Consider the following 20,915-nt stretch of genomic DNA (forward strand, 5'->3'; position numbering starts at 1 on the left):
GGTTTAGGTCAATGCTTCTGACCTACCTGCCGCGCGTCACCAGCCGCCCCGGCTTCTGGCCGGTCGCCTTGCCCTCGGCGAAGGACAGCACGCCATTCGCCCAGACCCGCTCGATGCCGACGCTCATCTGGATCGGGTCCTCGAAGGTGGCGTTGTCGATCACGGTGGCGGGGTCAAACAGCACCAAGTCGGCATAGGCGCCCTCCCGGATCACGCCGCGGTCCACCATGCCGAACACGCCCGCCGCGCGGCCGGTCATCTTGTGTACCGCCGTCTCCAGGTCGAACAGGCCGAGCTGGCGGGAATAGAAGCCCAGCACGCGCGGAAAGGTACCCCACAGGCGCGGATGCGGCTTCTCGTCATGTGGCAGGCCGTCGGAGCCGATCATGGACAGCGGGTGGCGCATGATGCGGCGCACGTCCTCCTCGTCCATCTGGAAGGTCACGGCGCCGGCCGGGGTCAGCCGCTCGGCCGCGGCGCGCAGGTCGGTGTTCCATCCGCGCGCGATCTCGGACAGGTCCTTGCCCGCCATCTCCGGGTAGGGCACCGACCAGGTGATGATGGTGCGCAGGTCCGACCGAACCTTGTCCGCCATCAGCACGGTGGAGCCGGCGGGATAGGGATACATGTCGAAGGCCACTTCCTGCATGGAGGCGGCGGCGCCGATCAGCCCCAGAGTCTGCACGCTGCGGCCGTAGTTCTCCGGCATCGAGCACTTGTGGTGGCTGATCACCACCGGCCGCCCGATGCGCGTGCCGATCCGCAGCGTTTCCTCGATCGAGGCGCAGACGTGGTTGGCCTCGTCGCGCATGTGGCTGGTGTAGAGGCCATCCGTGGTGCGCAGCGCGTCCGCCACCGCGATCACCTCTTCCGTCGTCGCCGCGCTGTTCAGCGGATAGTACAGGCCGGTCGAGAAGCCGGACGCGCCTTCCAGCAGTGACTGCTTCAGCCGCGCGTGCATGCGGTCGATCTCGCTGTCGCGCGCCACGCGGTGCACGTCGCCGTTCATGGATTCCACCCGCAGCGTCTGGTGGCCGATCAGCGCGTAGGTGTTGACCTCGCTGCCCTGGGTCTTCAGCGCGTCCGCGTAGTCGCCGAAGCTGTCGAAGGTCCACCAGGCCTCGTCGCCCAGCAGGTCCAGCGGCGCCGGCGGGCGCTTGGCGGTGTGGCGCATGGGCGAAAGGCTGATGCCGCAGTTGCCCACCACCACGGTGGTGACGCCCTGGCTGATCTTGCACAGCGTGCAGGCGGGGCCGCACAGCACGGCGCGGTCGTCATGCGTGTGGGCGTCGATGAAGCCCGGCGCCAGGGCCTTGCCGGTGCCGATCACCTCGCGCTCGGCCCGCGCGCCACCCAGGTCGCCCACGCCCACGATCCGGTCGCCGCTGACGCCCACGTCGCCGATGCGCCGGGGCGCGCCCGTGCCGTCGAAGATGGTGGCATCGCGGATGATGGTGTCGCAGTGCAGCGCCATGGCGGAACGCTCCTCAGGAAAGCCGGCAGGGGATGCGATCATGCCCCCGTCCGCCACGTTGCGCCAGCCGCCCCCCGCCCCTAGCCTTCCCGCCGCCCGAGCTGGAGGAACGCCCCGATGAACCAAACCACACCGCACGAAACCCTGACGGTCCCGGGGCTGCAGGCGCCGGCCTCCATCGTGGTGGACCGCTGGGGCGTGCCGCACCTGCGTGCCGAGTCCGAGGCCGACCTGTGGTTCACCCAGGGCTTCAACGCGGCGCGCGACCGGCTGTGGCAGATCGACCTGTGGCGCAAGCGCGGGCTCGGCCTGCTGGCGGCCGATTTCGGCCCCGGCTTCCTGGCCCAGGACCGCGCGTCCCGCCTGTTCCTGTACCGCGGCAACATGGATGCCGAGTTCGCCGCCTATGCGCCCGACGCGCGCGACATCTGCGCCGCCTTCGCCAGCGGCATCAACGCCTATGTCGACCTTTGCGCGCGCGAGCCGGAGCGCCTGCCACCGGAATTCGCGTTGCTCGGCACCACCCCGCGCCACTGGGCGGCGGAGGACGTGGTGCGCATCCGCAGCCACAGCCTGACGCGCAACGCCCTGTCGGAAGTGCTGCGCGCCGTGGTGCTGTCGCGTGCCGACCTCGCCACCGACCTGCTGCGCCGCGACATCGAGCCGATGCGCGAGCCGACGCGGCCGCGCGGCCTGGACCTCGCCTCCATCGCGCCGGAATGCCTCGACGTCTTCAAGCTCGCCACCGCCGGCGTCACCTTCAGCCCCGAGCGGCTGGCCGCGCCGCTGGAGGACTGGCGTCGCTGGAGCAAGGTGGCCGACAGCGGCGAGGTGATGCGCGCGGCGGAGATGGACGGCTCCAACAACTGGGCCGTGCATGGCAGCCGCACGGAAAGCGGCCGCCCCATCCTGGCCAGCGACCCGCACCGCGCCCATGCGGCGCCGGGCCTGCGCTACATCGTTCACCTGGATTCGCCGGGCTTCAACGCCATTGGCGCCGGCGAGCCGGCGGTGCCCGGCATCTCCATCGGCCACAACGGCACCAGTGCCTTCGCGCTGACCATCCACGGCGCCGACCAGGAAGACGTGATGGTCTACGAGACCGTCGCCGAAGGCCGCGCCTACCGCTACGGCGACGGCGAGGAGGACTTCGTCGAGGATGTCGCCGAATTCGCCGTGAAGGGCCACCCGTCGCAGACCCTGACGCTGCGCTTCACCCGCCACGGCCCCGTGCTGGCCGAAGGCGCCGGCCAGGCGGTGGCCATCCGCAGCGTGTGGTCGCTGCCCGGCTCGGCGCCCTATCTGCGCAGCCTGTCCGGCATGCGCGCCACCACGCTGGACGACTACGCCGCGGCGATGCGCGGCTGGGGCACGCCCTCGGTCAACCACGTCTATGCCGATACCGGCGGCACCATCGCCTGGATGCCCGCGGGCTTCGCGCCGCAGCGCCCCAACTGGGATGGGCTGCTGCCGATGCCGGGGGATGGCCGCTACGAATGGTCCGGGCTGCTCGACCAGTCGCTGAACCCCACGCTGGTGAACCCGCCGGAAGGGTTTGTCGCCTCCGCCAACGAGCAGAACCTGCCGCCCGACTGGCCGCACCTGGAAAAGATGTACGGCTTCGAGTGGACGGAGGCATCGCGGGCCAGGCGCATCCGCGAAGTGCTGGGCGCCACCGGCGTCAACGGCGCGCCGCTGCACCGGGTGGAGGATTCGGCGGCGTTGCAGACCGACGTGCTGTCGATCCCCGCCCGCCGCCTTTGCGCCCTGCTGCTGCGCCTGCCGCGCGCCGGCGCGCCGCCGGAACTCTGGGCCGCGCTGATGCTGCTGGAGGACTGGGATTTCCGCCTGCGTGCCTCCTCCCCGGCCGCGGCGCTGTTCGAGGTGTTCCTGGCGAAGTTCCTGAAGCCGCGCATGCTGGCGGCGCTGGTGCCCGACGCATCGCTCCGCCCGCTGCTGCTGCCGCAGGATACCGAGGTGCTGCTGCGTGTTCTGGAAACGCCGGACAGGCGCTTCGGCAACGACCCCCGCACGGCACGTGACACGCTGCTGAGCGAATGCCTGGTGGACGCCTTCCGCGATTGCGAGAAGCGCATGGGCGCCTCGCCTTCCGGCTGGGAATGGGGGCACCTGCACCACGGCTACTTCCAGCACGCGCTGGCCGGGTTGCCGGATGCCCCGGCGCAGCTCGATGTCGGGCCGCTGCCGGTGGGCGGCTCCGCTTCCACGCCCATGCACACCGGCTACCGGCCCAGCGACTTCCGCGCCATGCACGGCGCTTCCGTCCGGCTGGTGATGGATGTGGGCGAATGGGACAACAGCATCGCCATCAACGCCCCGGGCCAGTCGGGCGACCCGCGCTCGCCGCACTACGCGGACCTCGCGCCGCATTGGGCGCGCGGCGAATACGTGCCGCTGCTGTATTCGCGCGACAAGGTGGACGCCATGGAGATGCAGCGCATCGACCTGCTGCCGGGCTAGCCGTTCAGCGCGCCGGCGCCTCGACCCGCTGCACGAAGAGGCGCTGGCTGGAATAGGACAGCCACAGGCGGCGGGACCGCATGAAGTCCTGCCCCAGCACCATGTCGAAGGGCTCGGTGTCGGGCAGCGCCGTGACGCCCACCACCATGCCCTGCGTCACGTCCTGCCCCACCTGCATGGTGTTGAAGCGAAACGCGCGGACATCCAGCCGGTCCTGCCCGGCGCCGTGCACCTGCCCCGCCACGGGCTGCGCCAGCACGGCGGCGGGCATGCCGATCCGCAGCGCCGTGGACTGGCGGAAGGTGCTGAGCGCGGCGCCGGTGTCCAGCAGCGCCTCGACCGGCTGCCCGTCCATCAGCACCCGCACCAGCACCCAGCCGCCCGGCAGCACCCGCACCGGCACCGTGTCGAAGGAGCCCGCCCAGGGGGGCTGGCTCGCGCTGCACGCCCCCCCTCCGTGCAGCGTCAGCCGCCGGGCGGGGATGTCGATCTCCAGGTCCGAGATGCCCAGGAAGTCCGCCCCCAGCACGCCCGCCATGACCGGCTGGCCGGGCATGCCATGCGCGATCACCGGTACGGTCAGGTTGTTGACCGCCCGCCGGCCCACCCGCAGCTCGCCTACCACGACATTGTTGGCGGAAAAGCCGCCGCCGATGCCGCGCCCCCGGGTCACGCGCGTCGCATCGGTGGGCAACCGCAGCCGCTCCACGCCCTCGGGCAGCATCACGGTGTTGGTGGCGCCGGTATCCAGCAGGAACGGCGTGGGCGTGCCGTTCACATGCGCCTGCACGATGGGCACGCCGCGCAGCATGGTCAGGTTCAACGCGTCGCCGGCATCGGGCGCGCAGGGTGCGGCGCAGGCGGCCAGCAGCCCCGCCAGCGCCAGCGCCGCCCCGCGCATCACCATTCGATCGGCCGCCACAGCGCCACGGGGGGCGAGGCCTTGGCGCGGATCGCCGCCTGGCATTCGGTTTCCAGCGCCGACAAAAAGCGGGACTTGTCGGAGCCCTGCATCGGCGCCGGCCCGCGCGTGGTGGCGCCGGTGGAGCGCAGGTGCTCCGCCACCGCGCGCCCGGCCAGCGCCGAGCCGATGTTGTCCGTGGTCCAGAGCCTGCCGTTGCTGCTGATGGCGCGGGCACCCTTTTCCAGGCAGCGGGACGCGAGCGGGATGTCGGAGGTCACGCAGACATCCTGCGCCGAGACATGCTCCGCGATCCAGTCATCCGCGACGTCGGCGCCGGCTTCCACGATCACCCGCCGGATCCAGTCGACCTCCGGCAGGCGGATGCCGCGCGAACCGTTGCTGACCACATGCACCGTGAGGCCGAGCCGCTCGGCCACGCGGAACACCTCGTCCCGCACCGGGCAGGCGTCCGCGTCGATGTAGATGTCCGGCTTCAACCCGCCGCCTCGGTCAGCCACTGCGTCACCACGGCGCAGGCGGCGGAGAAGTCCTCCATGCGCATGGCCTCGTGCGGATTGTGGCTGCCGTTCTGGTTGCGCACGAACAGCATGCCGGACGGAATGCCCGCCGCCGCGAAGGCCGCCGCGTCATGCCCGCCGCCGGATGCCATCTCGATGCAGCCGACGCCCGCCGCCGCCGCCGCGCGCGCCAGCCCGGCCCGCACGCCCGCATCCATGGGCGAGGCCAGGGAGCCGGTTTCCGGGCCAAGTTCGAAGCGCACGCCACGCCGTGCCTCGATCTCCGGCACCAGCTCGGCCAGCCGTGCGAACACGGCGTCCACGCTGGCCGGGTTCACCGCGCGCACGTCCAGCATGAAGGTCGCCTCGCCGGCGATCTTGGTGAAGCCCGCCTCGGCGGTGGTGGCCATGGTGCAGAAGGTGCAGACCAGCCGGTGGCCATGGGCTTCCAGCCGCGCCCATTCCTCGTCCAGCCCCAGCGCGAACTCGGCCAGCGCGATGGCGGCGTCGCGGCGGAAGCGGCGGGGGGTGCCGCCGGAATGGTTGTATTCCCCGACCACGCGGCCCTGCCGCAGGCGGCGCGAGCCGGGAATGCCCGTGACCACCGCGACCGGAACCTGCTCCGCGTCCAGCACCGGTCCCTGCTCGATGTGCAGTTCCAGGAAGGCTGCGGTGTTGGCGGGCGTGAGCACCGTCTCGCCACGTTCGGCGAAGCCGGGGTCGAAGCCTTCCTCGCGCATGTGGTCGGCCAGCGAGCGGCCGGTGTCCTGCCGCTTCACCTGCAGCTCGGCCGCCTTGAGCATTCCCAGCGCGCCGCGGCTGCCAGGGTAGGAGGTGGGGAACCACGCCCCCGCCTCCTCCGCCCGCGTCGCGATCACGGTGATGTCGCGCGCCGGGCGGAAGCCCGCGCGCTTCAGCCCGGCCACCGCCGCCAGCCCCGCCAGCACGCCGGCGGCGCCGTCGAAGTTGCCGCCTTCCTTCACCGAATCCAGATGGCTGCCGAGCAGCACCTGTGGCGCCGCCCGGTCGTTGCCCGGCAGGGTCATGTAAAGGTTGCCGACGGGGTCCGCCTTGACCTCCAGGCCCAGGGCCTCCGCCTCGCGGCGGGCCAGGGCATGCGCCATCCGCTCGCCGGGGCCATAAGCGTCGCGCGTGACGCCCAGGCCGTCGGTGCTGTTGGCGCGCAGCTCGTCGAACATGCGCGACGCCAGGTCCACATCCGGCGTCAGGTTGGCGCGCCGCGGTTCAGACACCGACCACGGCCCCGCCATCGACCAGGTGGATGCGCCCGGTGGTATAGGCGGCGCGGTCGGAAGCCAGGAAGGCGCCCATCGGCCCGAACTCATCCGGGGTGCCGTAGCGGCCGGCCGGAATGGTCTTGCTGCGCGCCTGGATGATCTCCTCGGCGGTCTTGCCCTGCTTCTGCGCGGCGCCGGAGGCCAGCTCCACGCTGCGGTCGGTGCGAATGGCGCCGGGGGCCAGGATGTTGCAGGTCACGCCATCGCCGGCCACCTCGGCCGCCAGCGTCTTGTTCCAGCCCACCATCGCGGCGCGCAGGGTGTTGGACAGCGCCAGGTTCGCCAGCGGCTGCACCATGCCCGAGGAGCCGATGATGATGATGCGGCCCCACTTGCGCTCGCGCATCGCCGGCAGCGCGCGGGTCGCGGCGCGGATGGGCGACAGCACGATGCGCTGGAACCAGGTGGACAGGTCCTCCTGCTTGATGTCGGCCGCCGTGCACTGCGGCGGGCCGCCGTGGTTCAGCACCAGGATATCGATGCCGCCCAGCTCCGCGATGGCCTTGTCCACCAGCGCGTCCATCTGCGCGCCGTCCGCCACGTCGGCCGGGATGCCCACGGCCTTGCTGGCGCCGAGCTTGGTCAGCTCCCCCGCCACGCGGTCGAGGCTGGCCTGCTCGCGGCCGGACACGGCAATGGCCACGCCCTCGGCCGCCAGCGCGTCGGCCACCGAGCGGCCAAGGCCCTTGGAGCCACCCATCACCAGCGCGCGCTTGCCCTTGAGACCCAGATCCATGTGTCGTCCTCCCGTATCGGTCGGGCGGGACGGTGGCGGGTCCGCCGCCGGAAGGCAAGACCGGGCCGGCCCTTGGCGGCGGCGCCCGCCCCCTCCAAGCTGTGCCCGAGGAACGCAATCCTGGAGCCCCGATGCCCAAGCCGCCGCTGCTGATGACCCGCCACTTCCCGCCCGCCGTGGAGGCCCGCGCCGCGCGCGACTACGCCACCGTGCCCAACGCCGCCGACACGCCGATGAGCGGGGCCGAGATCGCCCGCGCGGCGGCACAGGCCGGGGTGGCGGGCATCCTCTGCGCGGCGGGGGACGCCATGACGGCGGAAGCCATCGCGGCGCTGCCGGACAGCGTGCAGATCATCGCCACCTTCAGCGCCGGCACCGACCACATCGACCTCAAGGCCGCGGCCGCGCGGGGCATTCCCGTCACCAACACGCCGGACGTGCTCAGCGTCGCCACCGCCGAGATCGCCATGCTGCTGATCCTGGCCACCGCCCGCCGCGCCGGCGAGGGCGAGCGATTCCTCCGTGCCCGGCAATGGACCGGCTGGGCGCCCACGCAGCTGATGGGGGTCACGCTGGCGGGCAAGAAGCTCGGCATCCTGGGCATGGGGCGGATCGGGCAGGAGCTGGCGCGGATGGCGCGCGGCTTCGGCATGGAAATCCATTACCGCAACCGCCACCCCCTGCCGGATGCCGAGGCGGGCGGCGCACGATATCACGATAGCGATGAGGGTTTTCTGGGCGCGATCGACGTCCTGTCCATGCATATCCCCGGCGGCGCCGCCACGCGACACTGGCTGGATGCGCGGCGCCTGGCGCTGCTCCGCCCCGGCAGCATCGTGGTGAACACCGGGCGCGGCTCCACGGTGGACGACGCGGCGCTGTGCGCGGCACTGGGCAGCGGCCATCTGCGCGCCGCGGGACTGGATGTCTTCGATGGCGAGCCACAGCTGTTCGAAGGCTATCACACCACCCAGAACCTTGTTCTGCTGCCGCATCTCGGCAGTGCCACCGTGGAAACGCGCGACGCCATGGGCCACCTCGCCCTCGACAATCTGGACGCGGTCCTGCTGCGCGGCGAGTCACCGCCGAACCGGGTCGGCTGACGACCGTCCAATAAATTACGATGGCTAACGGCATAAATATTTTACTAGCGACCGATTCTTGTTAAAACTGTCGCCGGACCCGACCGGCGACAGGAGACCTCGATGCCCGACCCCGACCGCAGCCCCCGGGATACCGCCTGCCACAGGGGCGGCCGGCCGTGAGCGCCACCACCGCCACCCCGGCGGCGCTCGTCGTCCCCGCCCGGGCGGGGCCGCGCCGCTGGTCGCTGGGCCGCGCCCGCCGCTTCGTGGTGCCGCTGCTGCTCGTGCTGGCGTGGCAGGCGGCCGCGCAATCCGGGTTGATCTCCACCCGGCTGCTGGCGCCGCCTTCCGCCATCCTGGCCGCGGCATGGACGCTGACCGCCTCGGGCGAGCTGGGTCACCACCTGCTGGTGTCGCTGCAGCGGGTCGGCATCGGCCTTGCCATCGCCATCGTGCTGGGCACCGGGCTGGGGCTGCTGTCCGGCCTGTCCCGCCGGGGCGAGGACGCGATCGACGCCACCTTGCAGATGCTGCGCGCCCTGCCCTTTCTGGCGCTGGTGCCGCTGCTGATCCTTTGGCTCGGCATCGGCGAGGCCACCAAGATCACCCTGGTGGCGCTCGGCGCGACCTTTCCGATCTACCTGACGCTGTTCGGCGGCATTCGCGGCACCGACCCGAAGCTGCTGGAGGCCGGGCGCGTGCTCGGCCTGTCGTCCGCCGCGCGCATCCGCCATATCGTGCTGCCGTCGGCCTTGCCGCAGGCACTGGTCGGGCTGCGCTACGCCCTGGGCACCGCCTGGCTGTCCCTGGTGGTCGGCGAGCAGATCAACGCCACCGCCGGCATCGGCTTTCTGGTGATGGACGCCCGGGAATTCCTGCGCACCGACATCATCGTGGTGGGGCTGATGGTTTACGCCCTGCTCGGCCTCGGCGCGGACCAGCTGGTGCGGGTGCTGGAACGCCACGCCCTGGCCTGGCGCCCCACCCTGGTACGGGAGGATTGAGCATGACCGCCCCCGTCGTTTCCCTGCGCGGCCTCACCCGCCGCTTTCACGGCCCGGACAGGCCGGCGGTGCTGGATGGCATCGACCTGTCCATCCAGGCCGGTGAGTTCGTGGCGCTGCTCGGCCGCTCCGGCTCCGGCAAGACCACCTTGCTGCGCACCCTGGCAGGGCTCGACCCGGTTGCGGAAGGACATGCCACCCTGCCGGACCGCCGCGCCGTGGTGTTTCAGGAGCCCCGGCTGCTGCCGTGGAAATCCGTGCAGGACAATGTCGCCCTCGGCTTGCCGGGCAATGCCGCGCAGAACCGCGCCCGCGCCCTGGCGGCGCTGGCCGAGGTGGAGCTGACCCACCGCGCCGGCGCCTGGCCGCTGACCCTGTCGGGTGGTGAAGCGCAGCGGGTCGGGCTGGCGCGCGCTCTGGTGCGTGCGCCGGAGCTCTTGTTGCTGGACGAGCCCTTCGCGGCGCTGGACGCGCTCACGCGGCTGCGCATGCAGTCGCTGGTGGCGCAGCTCGTGCAACTGCACCGGCCGGCCGTGCTGCTGGTGACGCACGACGTGGAGGAGGCGCTGCTCCTGGCCGACCGCGTGCTCGTGCTCGCCGGCGGGCATCTGGTGGAGGATATCCCCGTGTCCCTGCCCCGCCCGCGCCGCCGCGCCGAGGCCGGGTTCGACGCATTGCGGCTCCGCCTGCTGGCCGCACTGGGCGTGGACGAGGATGGCAATGACCGGGCCGCGGCGCGGAACGCCGCCTGATGCGTCCCGCATTGTCATTCCGGGGCCGATGTCGGCGGCGCTGAGCCGCTCCCAGCCCCACCCCCATCAGGACGATCCTACATGACGAACACGCCCTTCACGGCACCGCGCCGCCGCGCGCTGCTGGCCGCCGCCGCCGCCACGCTCGCCTTTCCCGCCATTGCGCGGGCCCAGTCGCTGCCCGTGCTGCGCGTGGGCAACCAGAGGGGTGGCGTCCGCTCCCTCCTGGAAGCTTCGGGCCAGGACAAGGGCATGCCGTTTCGCATCGAGTGGAGCGAGTTTCCCGCCGCGGCGCCATTGCTGGAAGCGTTGAACGCCGGCGCACTGGACCTGGGCAGCCAGGGCGAGTTCCCGTTTCTGGCCGTCTACGCCAATGGCGCGCCCATTCGCGCCGTCGGTGCCACCCGCGCCGATCCGCGCAGCCAGGCGATCCTGGTACGGGGCGACAGCCCGCTGAAGACGGTGGCCGACCTGCGGGGCCGCCGGATCGCCATCAATCGCGGCGGCTGGGGCCATTTCCTGGCCAGGGCCGCGCTGGCCGAGGCCAAGGTGGATGCCAGCGAGGTGACCCTGGTGCCCCTCGGCCCCGTGGATGCGGCCCTGGCCTTCCGGTCCGGCGCCATCGACGCCTGGCCGGTGTGGCAACCCTACGTAGCCATCGAGACCGAAACCTTCGGCGCCCGCGTGCTGCGCGATGGCGCGGGCCTGTGCCCTTCCGTCACGCTAACCTCCGCCCATGCCGATGCACTGCAAAGCAAGCGCCCGCTGATCCAGGATTTCCTGCGCCGGCAGCAGGAAGGTTGGGATTGGGCGCGGGGCCACCTGCCCGCCTTTGCCGCCACCACCGCGGCGCTGACCCGCATCCCCGAGCCGTTGATGCGCATCGCCCAGGCCAGCCAGGACACCCGGAGCGTGGCGCTGGACCAGGCCCTCATCGCGGAGCTGCAGCAGGCGGCCGATCGCGCCGTGGAATACGGCGTGCTGTCCCGCAAGGTCAGCGTGGCGGCGGCACTGGATACGGAGTTCGTGTCGGGCTGAGGCGGGTCGGTCAGGCGCCAGGCAGCCAGGCGCCGATCAGGCGGTCGGCCGCCTCGGCCACCGCCACGGCGGGCCCGCCGGCGCCGAACAACTGCCCCGACACGTAGGCACCCTCGATCAGCAGCAGCAGGCCGTCACCCAGCGCGTCCGGCGCGCCCATCTCGCGCGCCAGGGCGCGCAAGCGGCGGCGCAGCTCGTTCTTGCTGCTCTCGCTCACCTTTCGCGCCGGGTGGCCCTGCTCGGGGTATTCCACGGCGGCGTTGGTCAGGCCGCAGCCACGGAAACCCGTCTTGGCCGCGCGTTCCGCCAAAGGCCGCAGGAAGGCCGCGATCTGCGCGCGCGGGGCGCCAGGGTGCGCGGCCGCGGCGGCATCGAACCGCTGCCAGAACCGGGCGTCGTAATCGCGCAGGTAGCAGGCGGCGAGCGCGTCCTTGGACGGAAAGGACCGGTAAAGGCTCGGCTTGGTGACGCCGGCCGAGGTGACGATCTGCTCCACCCCCACGGCACGGATGCCTTCCCGGTAGAACAGCTCGGCGGCGCTGCCGCGGATCCGCGCGGCGGCGGTGGGCTTGGATTCGCTCATGCGGCTGACAGGGCCCTTGACGATGTTACCGCTCGGTACGTAGGCTGCGGAAACGCAACGTACCGATCGGTCACATGAACCTAGTCCGTCAGCGGCCTCTTGGCCAGAAATATGCATTTGTCGTGCTGGCCGTCATCTTTGTGGCGCTGCTGGTATCGGCCGCGCAGCGCTCCACCCCCGGCGTCCTGATCCTGCCGCTGGAACAGGCCTTCGGCTGGGGGCGCGGCACCACGGCGCTGGCCGCCGGCATCGGCATCTTCCTGTACGGGCTGGTCGGTCCCTTCGCCGCGGCGCTGATGGCGAATTTCGGCCTGCGCCGCACCGTGCTCGGCGCACTGGTGCTGATGACCGGCGCCACGGCCCTGTCCGCCTTCATGACGCAGCCCTGGCACCTGGTGCTGTGCTGGGGCGTGATGTCGGGCATCGGCTGCGGCGCGGTCGCCATGGTGCTGGGTGCCACCATCACCAACCGCTGGTTCGTCAGCCACCGCGGGCTGGTCATGGGCCTGCTGACGGCCAGCACCGCCACCGGCACCTTGTTGTTCCTGCCGGCCCTGGCGGCGATCGCCCAGGCCGGCGGCTGGCGCCCCGTGGTGCTCAGCGTATCCGCCGCCACGGCCCTGGTGATCCCGCTGGTCTGGCTGCTGGTGCCGGAAAAGCCGCAATCGGCCGGGCTGGTGCCCTATGGCGCCGGCGCCGACTGGCAGCCGCCGCCACCGCCGCGCGGCCTGCTGGCCACCACCTTCGGCAGCCTGGGGCGCGCCGCCCGCACGCGGGCCTTCTGGTACCTGTTCGCCACCTTCTTCGTTTGTGGCTTCACCACCAACGGGCTGGTCGGCACCCACCTGATCGCCTTGTGCGGCGACATGGGCATCCCCGAGGTGCGGGCGGCCGGCCTGCTGGCGGTGATGGGGGTGTTCGACCTGGTGGGCACCACCCTGTCGGGCTGGCTGACCGACCGCTACGACCCGCGCAAGCTGCTGTTCATCTATTACGCGCTGCGGGGGCTGTCGCTGATCTACCTGCCGTATTCCGATTTCTCTTTCTACGGCCTCAGCCTTTTCGCCGTGTTCTATGGCCTGGACTGGATCGCCACCGTGCCCCCCACCCTGCGGCTGGCCACAGAGGCCTTCGGCGAGCGCGACGCGCCGGTGGTCTTCGGCTGGATCGCCGCCGGGCACCAGATCGGCGCCGCCAGCGCCGCCTTCCTGGGCGGGGTGATGCGTGACAGCCAGGGCGACTACCTGGGCATGTTCCTGCTGGCCGGCGTCACGGGGCTGGCGGCGGCCGGCATCTCGCTCGCCATCAAGCGCGGCCCGGCCGCCGCCGCCAGCGCCTGACTGGACAGCACCGGGCGGCGCCCCGCACCATGCCGTGCCCCACAGGACCCGCCCGATGCTGTTCGACTTCACCACCCTGCCCACCAAGGACCGCTACAAGCTGATCACCGCGACGGTGGTGCCACGGCCGATCGCCTGGGTGGTCACGCAGGATGCGGCCGGCGTGCTGAACGCCGCTCCCTTTTCCTTTTTCAATGCCGTGTCCAGCGACCCGCCGATCCTGGCGCTGAGCATCGGCGGGGCCACCGGCGCGGAGCTGAACAAGGACACGCTGGCCAACATTCAGGCCACCGGCCAGTTCACCCTGTGCCTGGTGCCGGAAGACGCGCTGGACGCCATGAACGTCACCGCCATCAACCTGCCGCCGGAGGTGGACGAGCTGGCCGAGGCCGGGCTGGATACCCTGCCTTCCAGCAAGGTCGCCCCGCCGCGCATCGCGCGCAGCCCCGTGGCCTTCGAATGCGAAACCCACCAGCTCATCCCGCTGGGCGGCAACACCCTGGTGCTGGGCCGTATCCTGGCGCTGCACGTGCGCGACGACTGCGTGCTGGACGCCGCGCGCCACCATGTCGACACGCCCCGCCTGGGGCTGGTGGGCCGCATGCATGGCGGCGGCTGGTACCTGCGCACCACGGACCGCGTGGAGGTGCCGCGCATCCCGCTGCCGGACTGGTTGGCCCGCAAGCAGCTCTGAAACGACGAAAGGCCGGGGAAACGAGGTTCCCCGGCCTTCCGATTTGGCGATGCGGCAGCCTTAGTCGCCGGCGACGGCGCGCAGGCGCGGCGCGTTCGCGGCGTCGATCAGCTCCTGGTACAGGTCCAGGTAGTCCTGCGCCATGCGGCGGGCGGTGAAGCGCTGGTCGAACCGCTTGCGCACGGCGGCGCGGTCCAGCTGCGGCAGCCGGCCGATGGCGGCCAGCGCCTCCTCCTCCGTCTCGACGACGAAGCCGGTCAGCCCGTCCTCCATCACCTCGGGCACCGAGCCATGGCGGAAGGCGATCACCGGGGTGCCGCAAGCCATGCTCTCGATCATCACCAGGCCGAACGGCTCCGGCCAGCGGATCGGGAACAGCAGCGCGTGGGCGCCGGACAGGAACTCGGGCTTCTGGTCGTCGTTGATCTCGCCGATGAACTCGACATCGCCGATGCTCAGCAGCGGCTTGATCTCGTTTTCCCAGTAGTCCTTGTCCGCGTTGTCGACCTTGGCGGCGACCTTCAGCTTCATGCCGGCGGCGGCCGCGATGCGGATCGCGCGGTCCAGGCCCTTTTCCGGCGAAACACGGCCCAGGAACGCCAGATACTCCTGCTTCACGTCCAACGGCCGGAGGCGCTCGGCCGGCATGCCGTGCAGCACGGTGCGCGCCCAGTGCAGCTGCGGGATCGGGCCGCGCTGGTGGTCGGAGATGGAGACAAAGGGCGTGTGCTTGTAGGTGCCGTAGATCTCGCCGAACTCGGGCAGGTCCAGGCGGCCGTGCAGCGTGGTCAGGAACGGCGTGCGCTGGCGCGTCAGCAGCCCCAGCGGGAAGTAGTCGATGTGCGAATGGATGACGTCGAACTCGTCGGCGCGGCGGCCCACGGTTTCCACCATCTTCATGTAATGCGCCACCCAGTCCTTCACCGTCGGGTCCAGGCGCAGCGCCTCGGGGCGCATGGCGGCCAGCTTGGCGCTGGTCACGGAATCACCGCTGGCGAACAGCGTGACGTCGTGACCCATCGCGACCAGCTCCTCGGTCAGCGAATGCACCACCCGCTCCGTCCCGCCGTAAAGCTTGGGCGGGACTGCCTCGAACAGCGGGGCGATTTGCGCGATACGCATGAAGCGTTCCCTCAGGACTGTACCTGCAACCACAGGTACGAAGATGGACTTGAGCAATACTGAAAAATTGGCGAGCGTGACTGGTTGTCGGCCAGCGTTACACCCTCACCCAGCTAAAGTACTAGCGTTTGATTATGGCGAAATATGGGCTCGTTGCATTGCGGCGCAGACATGCCGGGTTCACCGCCGCGCCACGGATTCGGCCGCCACCCGGCGCAATTCTGCCTGAATCGCGCCCTCCCATGCGGCTCGCAACCTGTGCCAGGGCGAAGCCAGATGTCCCGCCTGATCGTCGTTTCCAACCGCGTCGCCCCCATCACGGAAGGCGAGCCCACCGCCGGCGGCCTCGCCGCCGGCGTGATGGACGCGCTGCGGCAAAAGGGCGGCCGCTGGTTCGGCTGGAGCGGTTCGGTGGTGCCGGACATGGTGACGCCGCCGCTGCCGGTGACGGAACAGCGCTCCGGCCCCGTCAGCCTCTACACCATGGACCTCAACCAGGGCGACTACGACGCCTACTACAAGGGCTTCGCCAACGGCACGTTGTGGCCGGTGTTCCATTACCAGGCGGGCCTGTCGCGCTTCGACTGGGCGGAGTTCGCGGGCTACCGCCGCGTCAACGGCCGCTTCGCCGATGCGCTGCTGCCGCTGGTGGCGCCGCAGGATGTGGTCTGGGTGCATGACTACCACCTGCTCTGCCTGGCCGAGGCGCTGCGCGCCCGCGGCGCCGGTAACCGCATCGGGCTGTTCCTGCACATCCCCTTTCCGGCGCCGGCGCTGCTGATGAACATCCCGGCGCATGCCGAGCTGATGGCGGCAATGGTGCAATACGACCTGATCGGCTTCCAGACCGAGCCCGACCGCCAGGCCTTCGCCGACTACGTGCAGCGCGAGATGGGCGGCGAGGCCCGCGCCGAGGGCGTGCTCGCCGTGGGCGGCCGCGTGCTGCGCACCGGCGTCTACCCCATCGGCGTGCAGGACGACCTGCTGCGCGCCGAGGCGGCACAGGACAGCCCCCCCGTCGCCGCGTTGCGGGACAGCCTGCGTGGCCGCGCCCTGGTGATGAGCGTGGACCGGCTGGATTATTCCAAGGGCCTGCCGCAGCGCTTCCACGCCTATGAGCGCTTTCTGGCGGAGAACCCGGCCTGGCACCGCCGCGTGGAATTCGCGCAGATCGCCGTGCCGTCGCGCTCCGACGTGCAGGCCTACCAGGAAATCCGCCGTGAACTGGAAGGCGAGGCCGGTCGCATCAACGGCCGCTTCGCGGAGCTGGACTGGACGCCGCTGCGCTACCTCAACCGCTCCTTCGCGCGGCGCGACCTGATGCCGATGTATGCCGGCGCGCAGGTCGGGCTGGTGACGCCGCTGCGCGACGGCATGAACCTCGTGGCCAAGGAATACGTGGCGGCGCAGAACCCCGCCGATCCGGGCGTGCTGGTGCTGTCGCGCTTCGCCGGCGCGGCGCGGGAGCTGGACGCCGCGCTGCTGGTCAACCCGCATGACGAGCAGGGCATGGCCGCCGCCCTGCTCCAGGCGCTGGAGATGCCGCTGGCCGAGCGGCGCGAGCGCCACGCCGCCATGTTCGCCGCCATGCGCCACAACAGCCTGGACCGCTGGCGCGACCGCTTCGAGCGCGACCTGCGCCAGCCCGCGGCGCTGCCCGCCGTCGCCTGAACCGCCACCAGGGGTGGCGCGGGCGCCGCCGCTGGTCCAGATGGTCGGCGATGCGTGACAACGCCCCAACCTCCGGCTGGCTCAGGCTGCTGTCGCCGCTGGCGCTGCTGCTGCTGTGGCAGCTTGCCAGTGCCTGCGGCCTGCTGCCGCCCCGCGTGCTGGCGTCCCCCGCGCAGATCGTCGCGACCGCCTGGGAACTGACGCGCGCCGGGACCTTGCCGCAGGGGCTGGCGGTTTCCGTGCTGCGGGTGGCGGCGGGCTTCGGCATCGCGCTGGGGCTGGCCGTGCCGCTGGCGATCCTGGCCGGCCTGTTCCGGTTGGGCGAGCTTGTGCTCGATCCGCCGCTGCAGATGCTCAAGGCCATGCCGTTTCTTGGCCTGCTTCCCCTGTTCATCCTGTGGTTCGGCATTGGCGAGGCGCCCAAGGTCGGGCTGGTCGCCATCGGCGCCGTGTTTCCCATCTACCTGACGTTGCATGCGGGCATCCGCGGCACCGACGCCCGGTTGCTGGAAGCCGGGCGCACCCTGGGCCTGTCCTGGCTGGGGCAGGTGCGCCACGTCGTTCTCCCGGGGGCCTTGCCGGCGCTGCTGGTGGGCATCCGCTATGGCCTCAGCCTCGCCTGGCTGAGCCTGGTGGTGGCGGAGCAGATCAACGCCGGCAGCGGGCTGGGCGCGCTGATCGCCACGGCGCGGGATTTTCTGCAAACCGACGTCATCATCGTCTGCCTGCTGGTCTATGCGGCGATGGGGCTGGCCACCGACGGGCTGGTGCGGCTGCTGGAAGCCCGCGCGCTGCGCTGGCGCCCGGACCTGCCCGCCGCATGACCTTTTCCCGGAGAACCCGACCCATGCCCCTCCTGCCCCGCCGCCAGGCCCTTGGCCTGCTGGGTGCCGCGGCCTTGCCACTGCCGGCCGTGGCTCAGGCCACCCCCGTCCGCATCGGCTGGCTGCGCGCACCCAACGATATCACCACCGGCCGGGCGCGGGGCACGCTGGAACGGGCCCTGGCGGCCCTGGGTGCCAGGGTGGAATGGGCCGGGCCCTTCGCCGCCGCCGCCCCGGCGCTGGAAGCGTTGAACGCCGGCAGCATCGACATCACGGCCGGCTCCTCCACCGCCTCCATCGCCGCCCTGGCGGCCGGCATCCCGATGCAGGTCTTCGCCTACCAGAAGATCGCGCCGGGCGGCGAAGGCATCCTGGTGAAAGACGACAGCCCGGTCCGCCGCCTGGCCGACCTCGCGAACCGCAGCGTCGCGGTCAACCGCGGCGGCACCGGCGAATATCTCCTGATGCGGGCGCTGGACACCAACGGCGTGCCGGCGGCGGCGGTGCGGCGGGTTTACCTGTCCCCCGGCGACAGCGGCGCCGCATTCGCCCAGGGCCATGTGGACGCCTGGGCCACCTGGGACCCCTTCGTGACCATCGCGCTGCAAAGCTACGGCGCCCGGATGCTGGCGGATGGCGCCGCCATCGGCTCCGACAACGCCGTGACGCTGCTGTGCGCCCGCGACTTCGCGGCCCGCCGCCGCCCGCTGCTGCAGGCGGTGCTGGATTGCTGCCGGGCGGACAACCGCTGGGCGCAGGACAACACGGCGGAAGCCGGCCGCATCTGGGCCGAGGCCATGAGCCTGCCCGCCGCGCTGGCCCCCGCCATCGGGCGCAACAACGCGGTGCCGACCCGCGCCGTGTCGGATGCCGACATCGCGCAGATCGGGCTGATCGCGGACTGGTACGTGGCGAGCGGCATCATCCCCCGGCGGCCCGATGTCGCGGCCGGCGTGGTGCGGCTGGACTAGGCGGTTGTTGCGCGCCCGGGGTCTTCGCGCCCTGCGCGAAAGCGACAAGCCATGACACAGCAACCCTAGGCTCCGGGCCGCGCGGCGGGCACATTGCGAATCATGCGCATCTACCTCGCCGGTCCCGACGTCTTCCTGCCCGACGCCAACGCCATCGCGGAGGCCAAAAAGGACATCTGCGCCCGGCATGGGATGCAGGGCGTATTTCCGCTGGACCCGATCCATTGCGCCGCGGCCGATGCGGTGCCCGACCGCTTCCTGCAGATCTATCTGCGCAACGAGGCGCATATCCGCGCCTGCGATGCCCTGATCGCCAACCTGACGCCGTTCCGTGGCCCCTCGGCCGATGCCGGCACGGTGTACGAGCTGGGCTTCATGCGCGCGCTGGGCCGCCCGGTGCTGGGCTACGCCAACACGGGCGAAACCTTTCGCGACCGCACCCTGGCCTTTCTGGGCCCCGCGGCGCGGCTGCGGGCCGAGGACGACTGGGTGGATGGCGAGGGCCTGCACCTGGAAAGCTTCGGGCTGACCGACAACCTGATGATCGACGGCGGCATCATCGCCGCCGGCGGCCGGCTGGTGACCCGCGCGGTGCCCGCGGCGGAACGCTGGAGCGACCTGGCCGCCTTCGAGGACTGCGTCCGGGCCCTGGCCGGGCGAGCTTAGAGCTTCCCACCCCCTGGCACCCCGCCGCCCGGCGCGGCACAACGGCAGCGGGACAACGGGGAACGACCAACGATGCCGAGACGGGCCGACGCAGCCCCCATTGCACGCGACACGGTGCCGACCAGCTCCACCTTCTCGCCGCTGCGCCACGCCAACTTCCGGCTGCTGTGGATTGCCAGCCTGGCCAGCAACACCGGCATCTGGGTGCAGAACACCGGGGCCGGCTGGCTGATGACCAGCCTCGCCCCTTCGCCCATCATGGTCAGCCTGGTGCAGGCGGCTTCCATGCTGCCGGTGTTTCTGCTGGCGCTGCCCGCCGGTGCCTTTGCCGACATCCTGGACCGCAGGCGCCACCTGATCGCGGCGCAAAGCTGGATGTGCCTGATGGGCGCGCTGCTGTGCCTGCTGACGGCGCTGCATCTGATCGGCCCCTGGGGATTGCTGGCGCTGACCTTCGCCATCGGCGCCGGCAGCGCCATGAACTCGCCCGCCTGGTCCGCCACCATGCCGGAGCTGGTGCCGCGCGCCGACCTGACGCAGGCCATCCTGCTCAACAACATCGGCTTCAACATCGCCCGCTCCATCGGCCCGGCGCTGGGCGGCTTCATCATCGGGCTGGCGGGCACCCAGGCGGCCTTCGCGGTCAACGCCGCCTGCTTTCTGGTGCTGATCGTGGCGCTGCTGGTGTGGAAGCGGGAGGCGCCGCGACAGACCCTGCCGAAGGAGCACTTCCTGTCCGCCATGCGGGCCGGCGCGCGGTTTGTTTCGGCCAGCCCCGTCATGCGCGCCATCATCCTGCGGGCGCTGGCCTATTTCCTTTTCGCCGCCTCCATGTGGGGGCTGCTGCCGCTGCTGGTGCGCGAGCGGCTGGGACTGGGGCCGGAGGCCTTCGGGCTGATGCTGACGGCCATGGGCGTCGGCGCCGTGGGCGGCGGGCTGGCGATGGGCCGGCTGCGCGCCATCATGGGGCGCGGCCAGCTGGTGCTGCTGGGCAGCGTCACCGGCATGGTCGCGCTGCTGCTGCTGGGGGTCGCGCCGCACTGGTCGGTGGCCGGGGTGGGGATGCTGCTCTACGGCGTTTCTTGGATCGTCGCTTCCTCCTCGCTGCAGGCCTATGCGCAGCTTTCCGCGCCGGCCTGGGTGCGGGCGCGGGCCATCGGCATCTACCAGCTCGGTACCTTCGGGGCGCTGGCCTCGGGCTCGGCGCTGGCCGGCTGGCTGGGGGACGTGGTGGGGGTGCAGTGGGCGCTGCTGGGCTTCGGGCTGGTCGGGCTGGTGACGGCCTTCGCGGTGCTGCCCTGGAGGATGGAAACCGCCACCCACGCTGAGCCCGCCGCCTCCGCCCTGCCGCAGCCGGAAGCCGTGGCACCCGAGCTGGCGCCGCTGCTGGCGCGCGACCGCGGCCGGGTGCTGGAAGCCGTGCGCTACCGCATCGACCCCGCTGACCGCACCGCCTTTCTGGCGGCCATGGCACAGCTGCGCGGCGTCAGGCTCCGGTCCGGCGCCCTGTGGTGGCGGCTGTACGAGGACGTGGCCCACCCGGAGCAGTGGGCCGAGTTCTGGGCCATGGAAAGCTGGACCGAGCACCTGCGCGAGATGCACCGGCTGGAGCCGGAGGACCGCGCCGCCATCGCCCGTGCGGCCGCGCTGCACAGGGGCGACCGCCCGCCCGAGGCGTCGCGCTCCATCGCCCACGATCCGTGACGGCATGGCTCCATGGTCCGATGGTCATGCGTCCGTGGGGCAACTCTCCC

At 71.5% G+C, this 20,915-nt stretch carries 19 protein-coding genes; 12 read left to right on the plus strand and 7 right to left on the minus strand.

Annotated features, from left to right (window positions below; translation table 11 throughout):
- Positions 1-22: 22 nt before the first annotated feature.
- Positions 23-1,516, minus strand: coding sequence for an N-acyl-D-amino-acid deacylase family protein (locus IAI59_RS13745; RefSeq protein WP_237181026.1), 1,494 nt, complete (start codon positions 1,514-1,516; stop codon positions 23-25).
- Between the two features lie 75 nt (positions 1,517-1,591).
- Here IAI59_RS13745 and IAI59_RS13750 point away from each other — a divergent pair, with 75 nt between their 5' ends.
- Positions 1,592-3,955: a penicillin acylase family protein gene (locus IAI59_RS13750; RefSeq protein ID WP_207419663.1), complete on the plus strand. Its 2,364-nt coding sequence runs from the start codon at positions 1,592-1,594 to the stop codon at positions 3,953-3,955.
- A 4-nt stretch (positions 3,956-3,959) separates the two neighbouring features.
- Here the strand turns inward: IAI59_RS13750 and IAI59_RS13755 are convergent, their stop codons facing one another.
- From IAI59_RS13755 to IAI59_RS13770, 4 genes are read right to left on the minus strand one after another with little or no spacing between them, the layout of a single operon-like run.
- Complete coding sequence (locus tag IAI59_RS13755) at positions 3,960-4,862, minus strand: retroviral-like aspartic protease family protein (RefSeq protein WP_207419662.1); 903 nt, start codon at positions 4,860-4,862, stop codon at positions 3,960-3,962.
- Positions 4,856-5,377 (minus strand): YaiI/YqxD family protein, encoded by a 522-nt coding sequence (locus IAI59_RS13760; RefSeq protein WP_419556473.1) that lies wholly within the window; start codon positions 5,375-5,377, stop codon positions 4,856-4,858. Before IAI59_RS13760 ends, IAI59_RS13755 begins: the two co-directional genes overlap by 7 nt.
- Positions 5,353-6,630 carry a hydantoinase/carbamoylase family amidase gene (locus IAI59_RS13765; RefSeq protein ID WP_237181128.1) on the minus strand — a complete coding sequence of 426 codons (1,278 nt, stop codon included), beginning with the start codon at positions 6,628-6,630 and terminating at the stop codon, positions 5,353-5,355. The genes IAI59_RS13760 and IAI59_RS13765 overlap by 25 nt, the downstream gene beginning before the upstream one ends.
- The gene (locus IAI59_RS13770) at positions 6,623-7,411 is read right to left on the minus strand and encodes an SDR family oxidoreductase (protein WP_207419660.1); all 789 of its coding nucleotides are present in this window, start codon (positions 7,409-7,411) and stop codon (positions 6,623-6,625) included. Before IAI59_RS13770 ends, IAI59_RS13765 begins: the two co-directional genes overlap by 8 nt.
- Positions 7,412-7,542: 131 nt before the next feature.
- Between IAI59_RS13770 and IAI59_RS13775 the strand changes: the two genes are divergently transcribed.
- The 4 genes from IAI59_RS13775 (at position 7,543) to IAI59_RS13790 (ending at position 11,290) form a co-directional block, all read left to right on the plus strand.
- Positions 7,543-8,514 carry a 2-hydroxyacid dehydrogenase gene (locus IAI59_RS13775; protein ID WP_207419659.1) on the plus strand — a complete coding sequence of 324 codons (972 nt, stop codon included), beginning with the start codon at positions 7,543-7,545 and terminating at the stop codon, positions 8,512-8,514.
- Positions 8,515-8,672: 158 nt separating this feature from the next.
- Positions 8,673-9,500, plus strand: a complete 828-nt coding sequence (locus tag IAI59_RS13780) for an ABC transporter permease (protein ID WP_207419658.1) — start codon at positions 8,673-8,675, stop codon at positions 9,498-9,500.
- Positions 9,501-9,502: 2 nt separating this feature from the next.
- The gene (locus IAI59_RS13785; protein WP_207419657.1) at positions 9,503-10,252 is read left to right on the plus strand and encodes an ABC transporter ATP-binding protein; all 750 of its coding nucleotides are present in this window, start codon (positions 9,503-9,505) and stop codon (positions 10,250-10,252) included.
- An 81-nt stretch (positions 10,253-10,333) separates the two neighbouring features.
- On the plus strand, positions 10,334-11,290 hold the full coding sequence (locus tag IAI59_RS13790) for an ABC transporter substrate-binding protein (RefSeq protein WP_207419656.1): 957 nt from the start codon (positions 10,334-10,336) through the stop codon (positions 11,288-11,290).
- A 10-nt stretch (positions 11,291-11,300) separates the two neighbouring features.
- Here the strand turns inward: IAI59_RS13790 and IAI59_RS13795 are convergent, their stop codons facing one another.
- On the minus strand, positions 11,301-11,873 hold the full coding sequence (locus IAI59_RS13795) for a TetR/AcrR family transcriptional regulator (RefSeq protein WP_207419655.1): 573 nt from the start codon (positions 11,871-11,873) through the stop codon (positions 11,301-11,303).
- Positions 11,874-11,995: 122 nt separating this feature from the next.
- Between IAI59_RS13795 and IAI59_RS13800 the strand changes: the two genes are divergently transcribed.
- Together IAI59_RS13800 and IAI59_RS13805 are read left to right on the plus strand one after the other, a co-directional pair.
- Entirely contained in the window at positions 11,996-13,213 is a 1,218-nt protein-coding gene (locus tag IAI59_RS13800; RefSeq protein WP_336512485.1) for an MFS transporter, read from the plus strand.
- 55 nt (positions 13,214-13,268) lie between these two features.
- Positions 13,269-13,907: a flavin reductase family protein gene (locus IAI59_RS13805; protein WP_207419653.1), complete on the plus strand. Its 639-nt coding sequence runs from the start codon at positions 13,269-13,271 to the stop codon at positions 13,905-13,907.
- Between the two features lie 60 nt (positions 13,908-13,967).
- Here IAI59_RS13805 and IAI59_RS13810 read toward each other — a convergent pair whose 3' ends face one another.
- Positions 13,968-15,029 (minus strand): glycosyltransferase family 4 protein, encoded by a 1,062-nt coding sequence (locus IAI59_RS13810; protein WP_207419652.1) that lies wholly within the window; start codon positions 15,027-15,029, stop codon positions 13,968-13,970.
- Positions 15,030-15,305: 276 nt separating this feature from the next.
- Between IAI59_RS13810 and IAI59_RS13815 the strand changes: the two genes are divergently transcribed.
- From IAI59_RS13815 to IAI59_RS13835, 5 genes are all read left to right on the plus strand, one after another.
- Positions 15,306-16,700 (plus strand): alpha,alpha-trehalose-phosphate synthase (UDP-forming), encoded by a 1,395-nt coding sequence (locus IAI59_RS13815; protein WP_207419651.1) that lies wholly within the window; start codon positions 15,306-15,308, stop codon positions 16,698-16,700.
- A gap of 50 nt (positions 16,701-16,750) precedes the next feature.
- Positions 16,751-17,524 (plus strand): ABC transporter permease, encoded by a 774-nt coding sequence (locus IAI59_RS13820; protein WP_207419650.1) that lies wholly within the window; start codon positions 16,751-16,753, stop codon positions 17,522-17,524.
- 23 nt (positions 17,525-17,547) lie between these two features.
- Positions 17,548-18,495 (plus strand): aliphatic sulfonate ABC transporter substrate-binding protein, encoded by a 948-nt coding sequence (locus IAI59_RS13825; RefSeq protein ID WP_237181025.1) that lies wholly within the window; start codon positions 17,548-17,550, stop codon positions 18,493-18,495.
- A gap of 102 nt (positions 18,496-18,597) precedes the next feature.
- The gene (locus IAI59_RS13830; protein WP_207419649.1) at positions 18,598-19,161 is read left to right on the plus strand and encodes a nucleoside 2-deoxyribosyltransferase; all 564 of its coding nucleotides are present in this window, start codon (positions 18,598-18,600) and stop codon (positions 19,159-19,161) included.
- 72 nt (positions 19,162-19,233) lie between these two features.
- Complete coding sequence (locus tag IAI59_RS13835) at positions 19,234-20,865, plus strand: MFS transporter (RefSeq protein WP_207419648.1); 1,632 nt, start codon at positions 19,234-19,236, stop codon at positions 20,863-20,865.
- Positions 20,866-20,915: the final 50 nt, after the last annotated feature.

The sequence above is a fragment of the Roseomonas haemaphysalidis genome, assembly GCF_017355405.1.
GTDB classification, from domain to species: domain Bacteria; phylum Pseudomonadota; class Alphaproteobacteria; order Acetobacterales; family Acetobacteraceae; genus Pseudoroseomonas; species Pseudoroseomonas haemaphysalidis.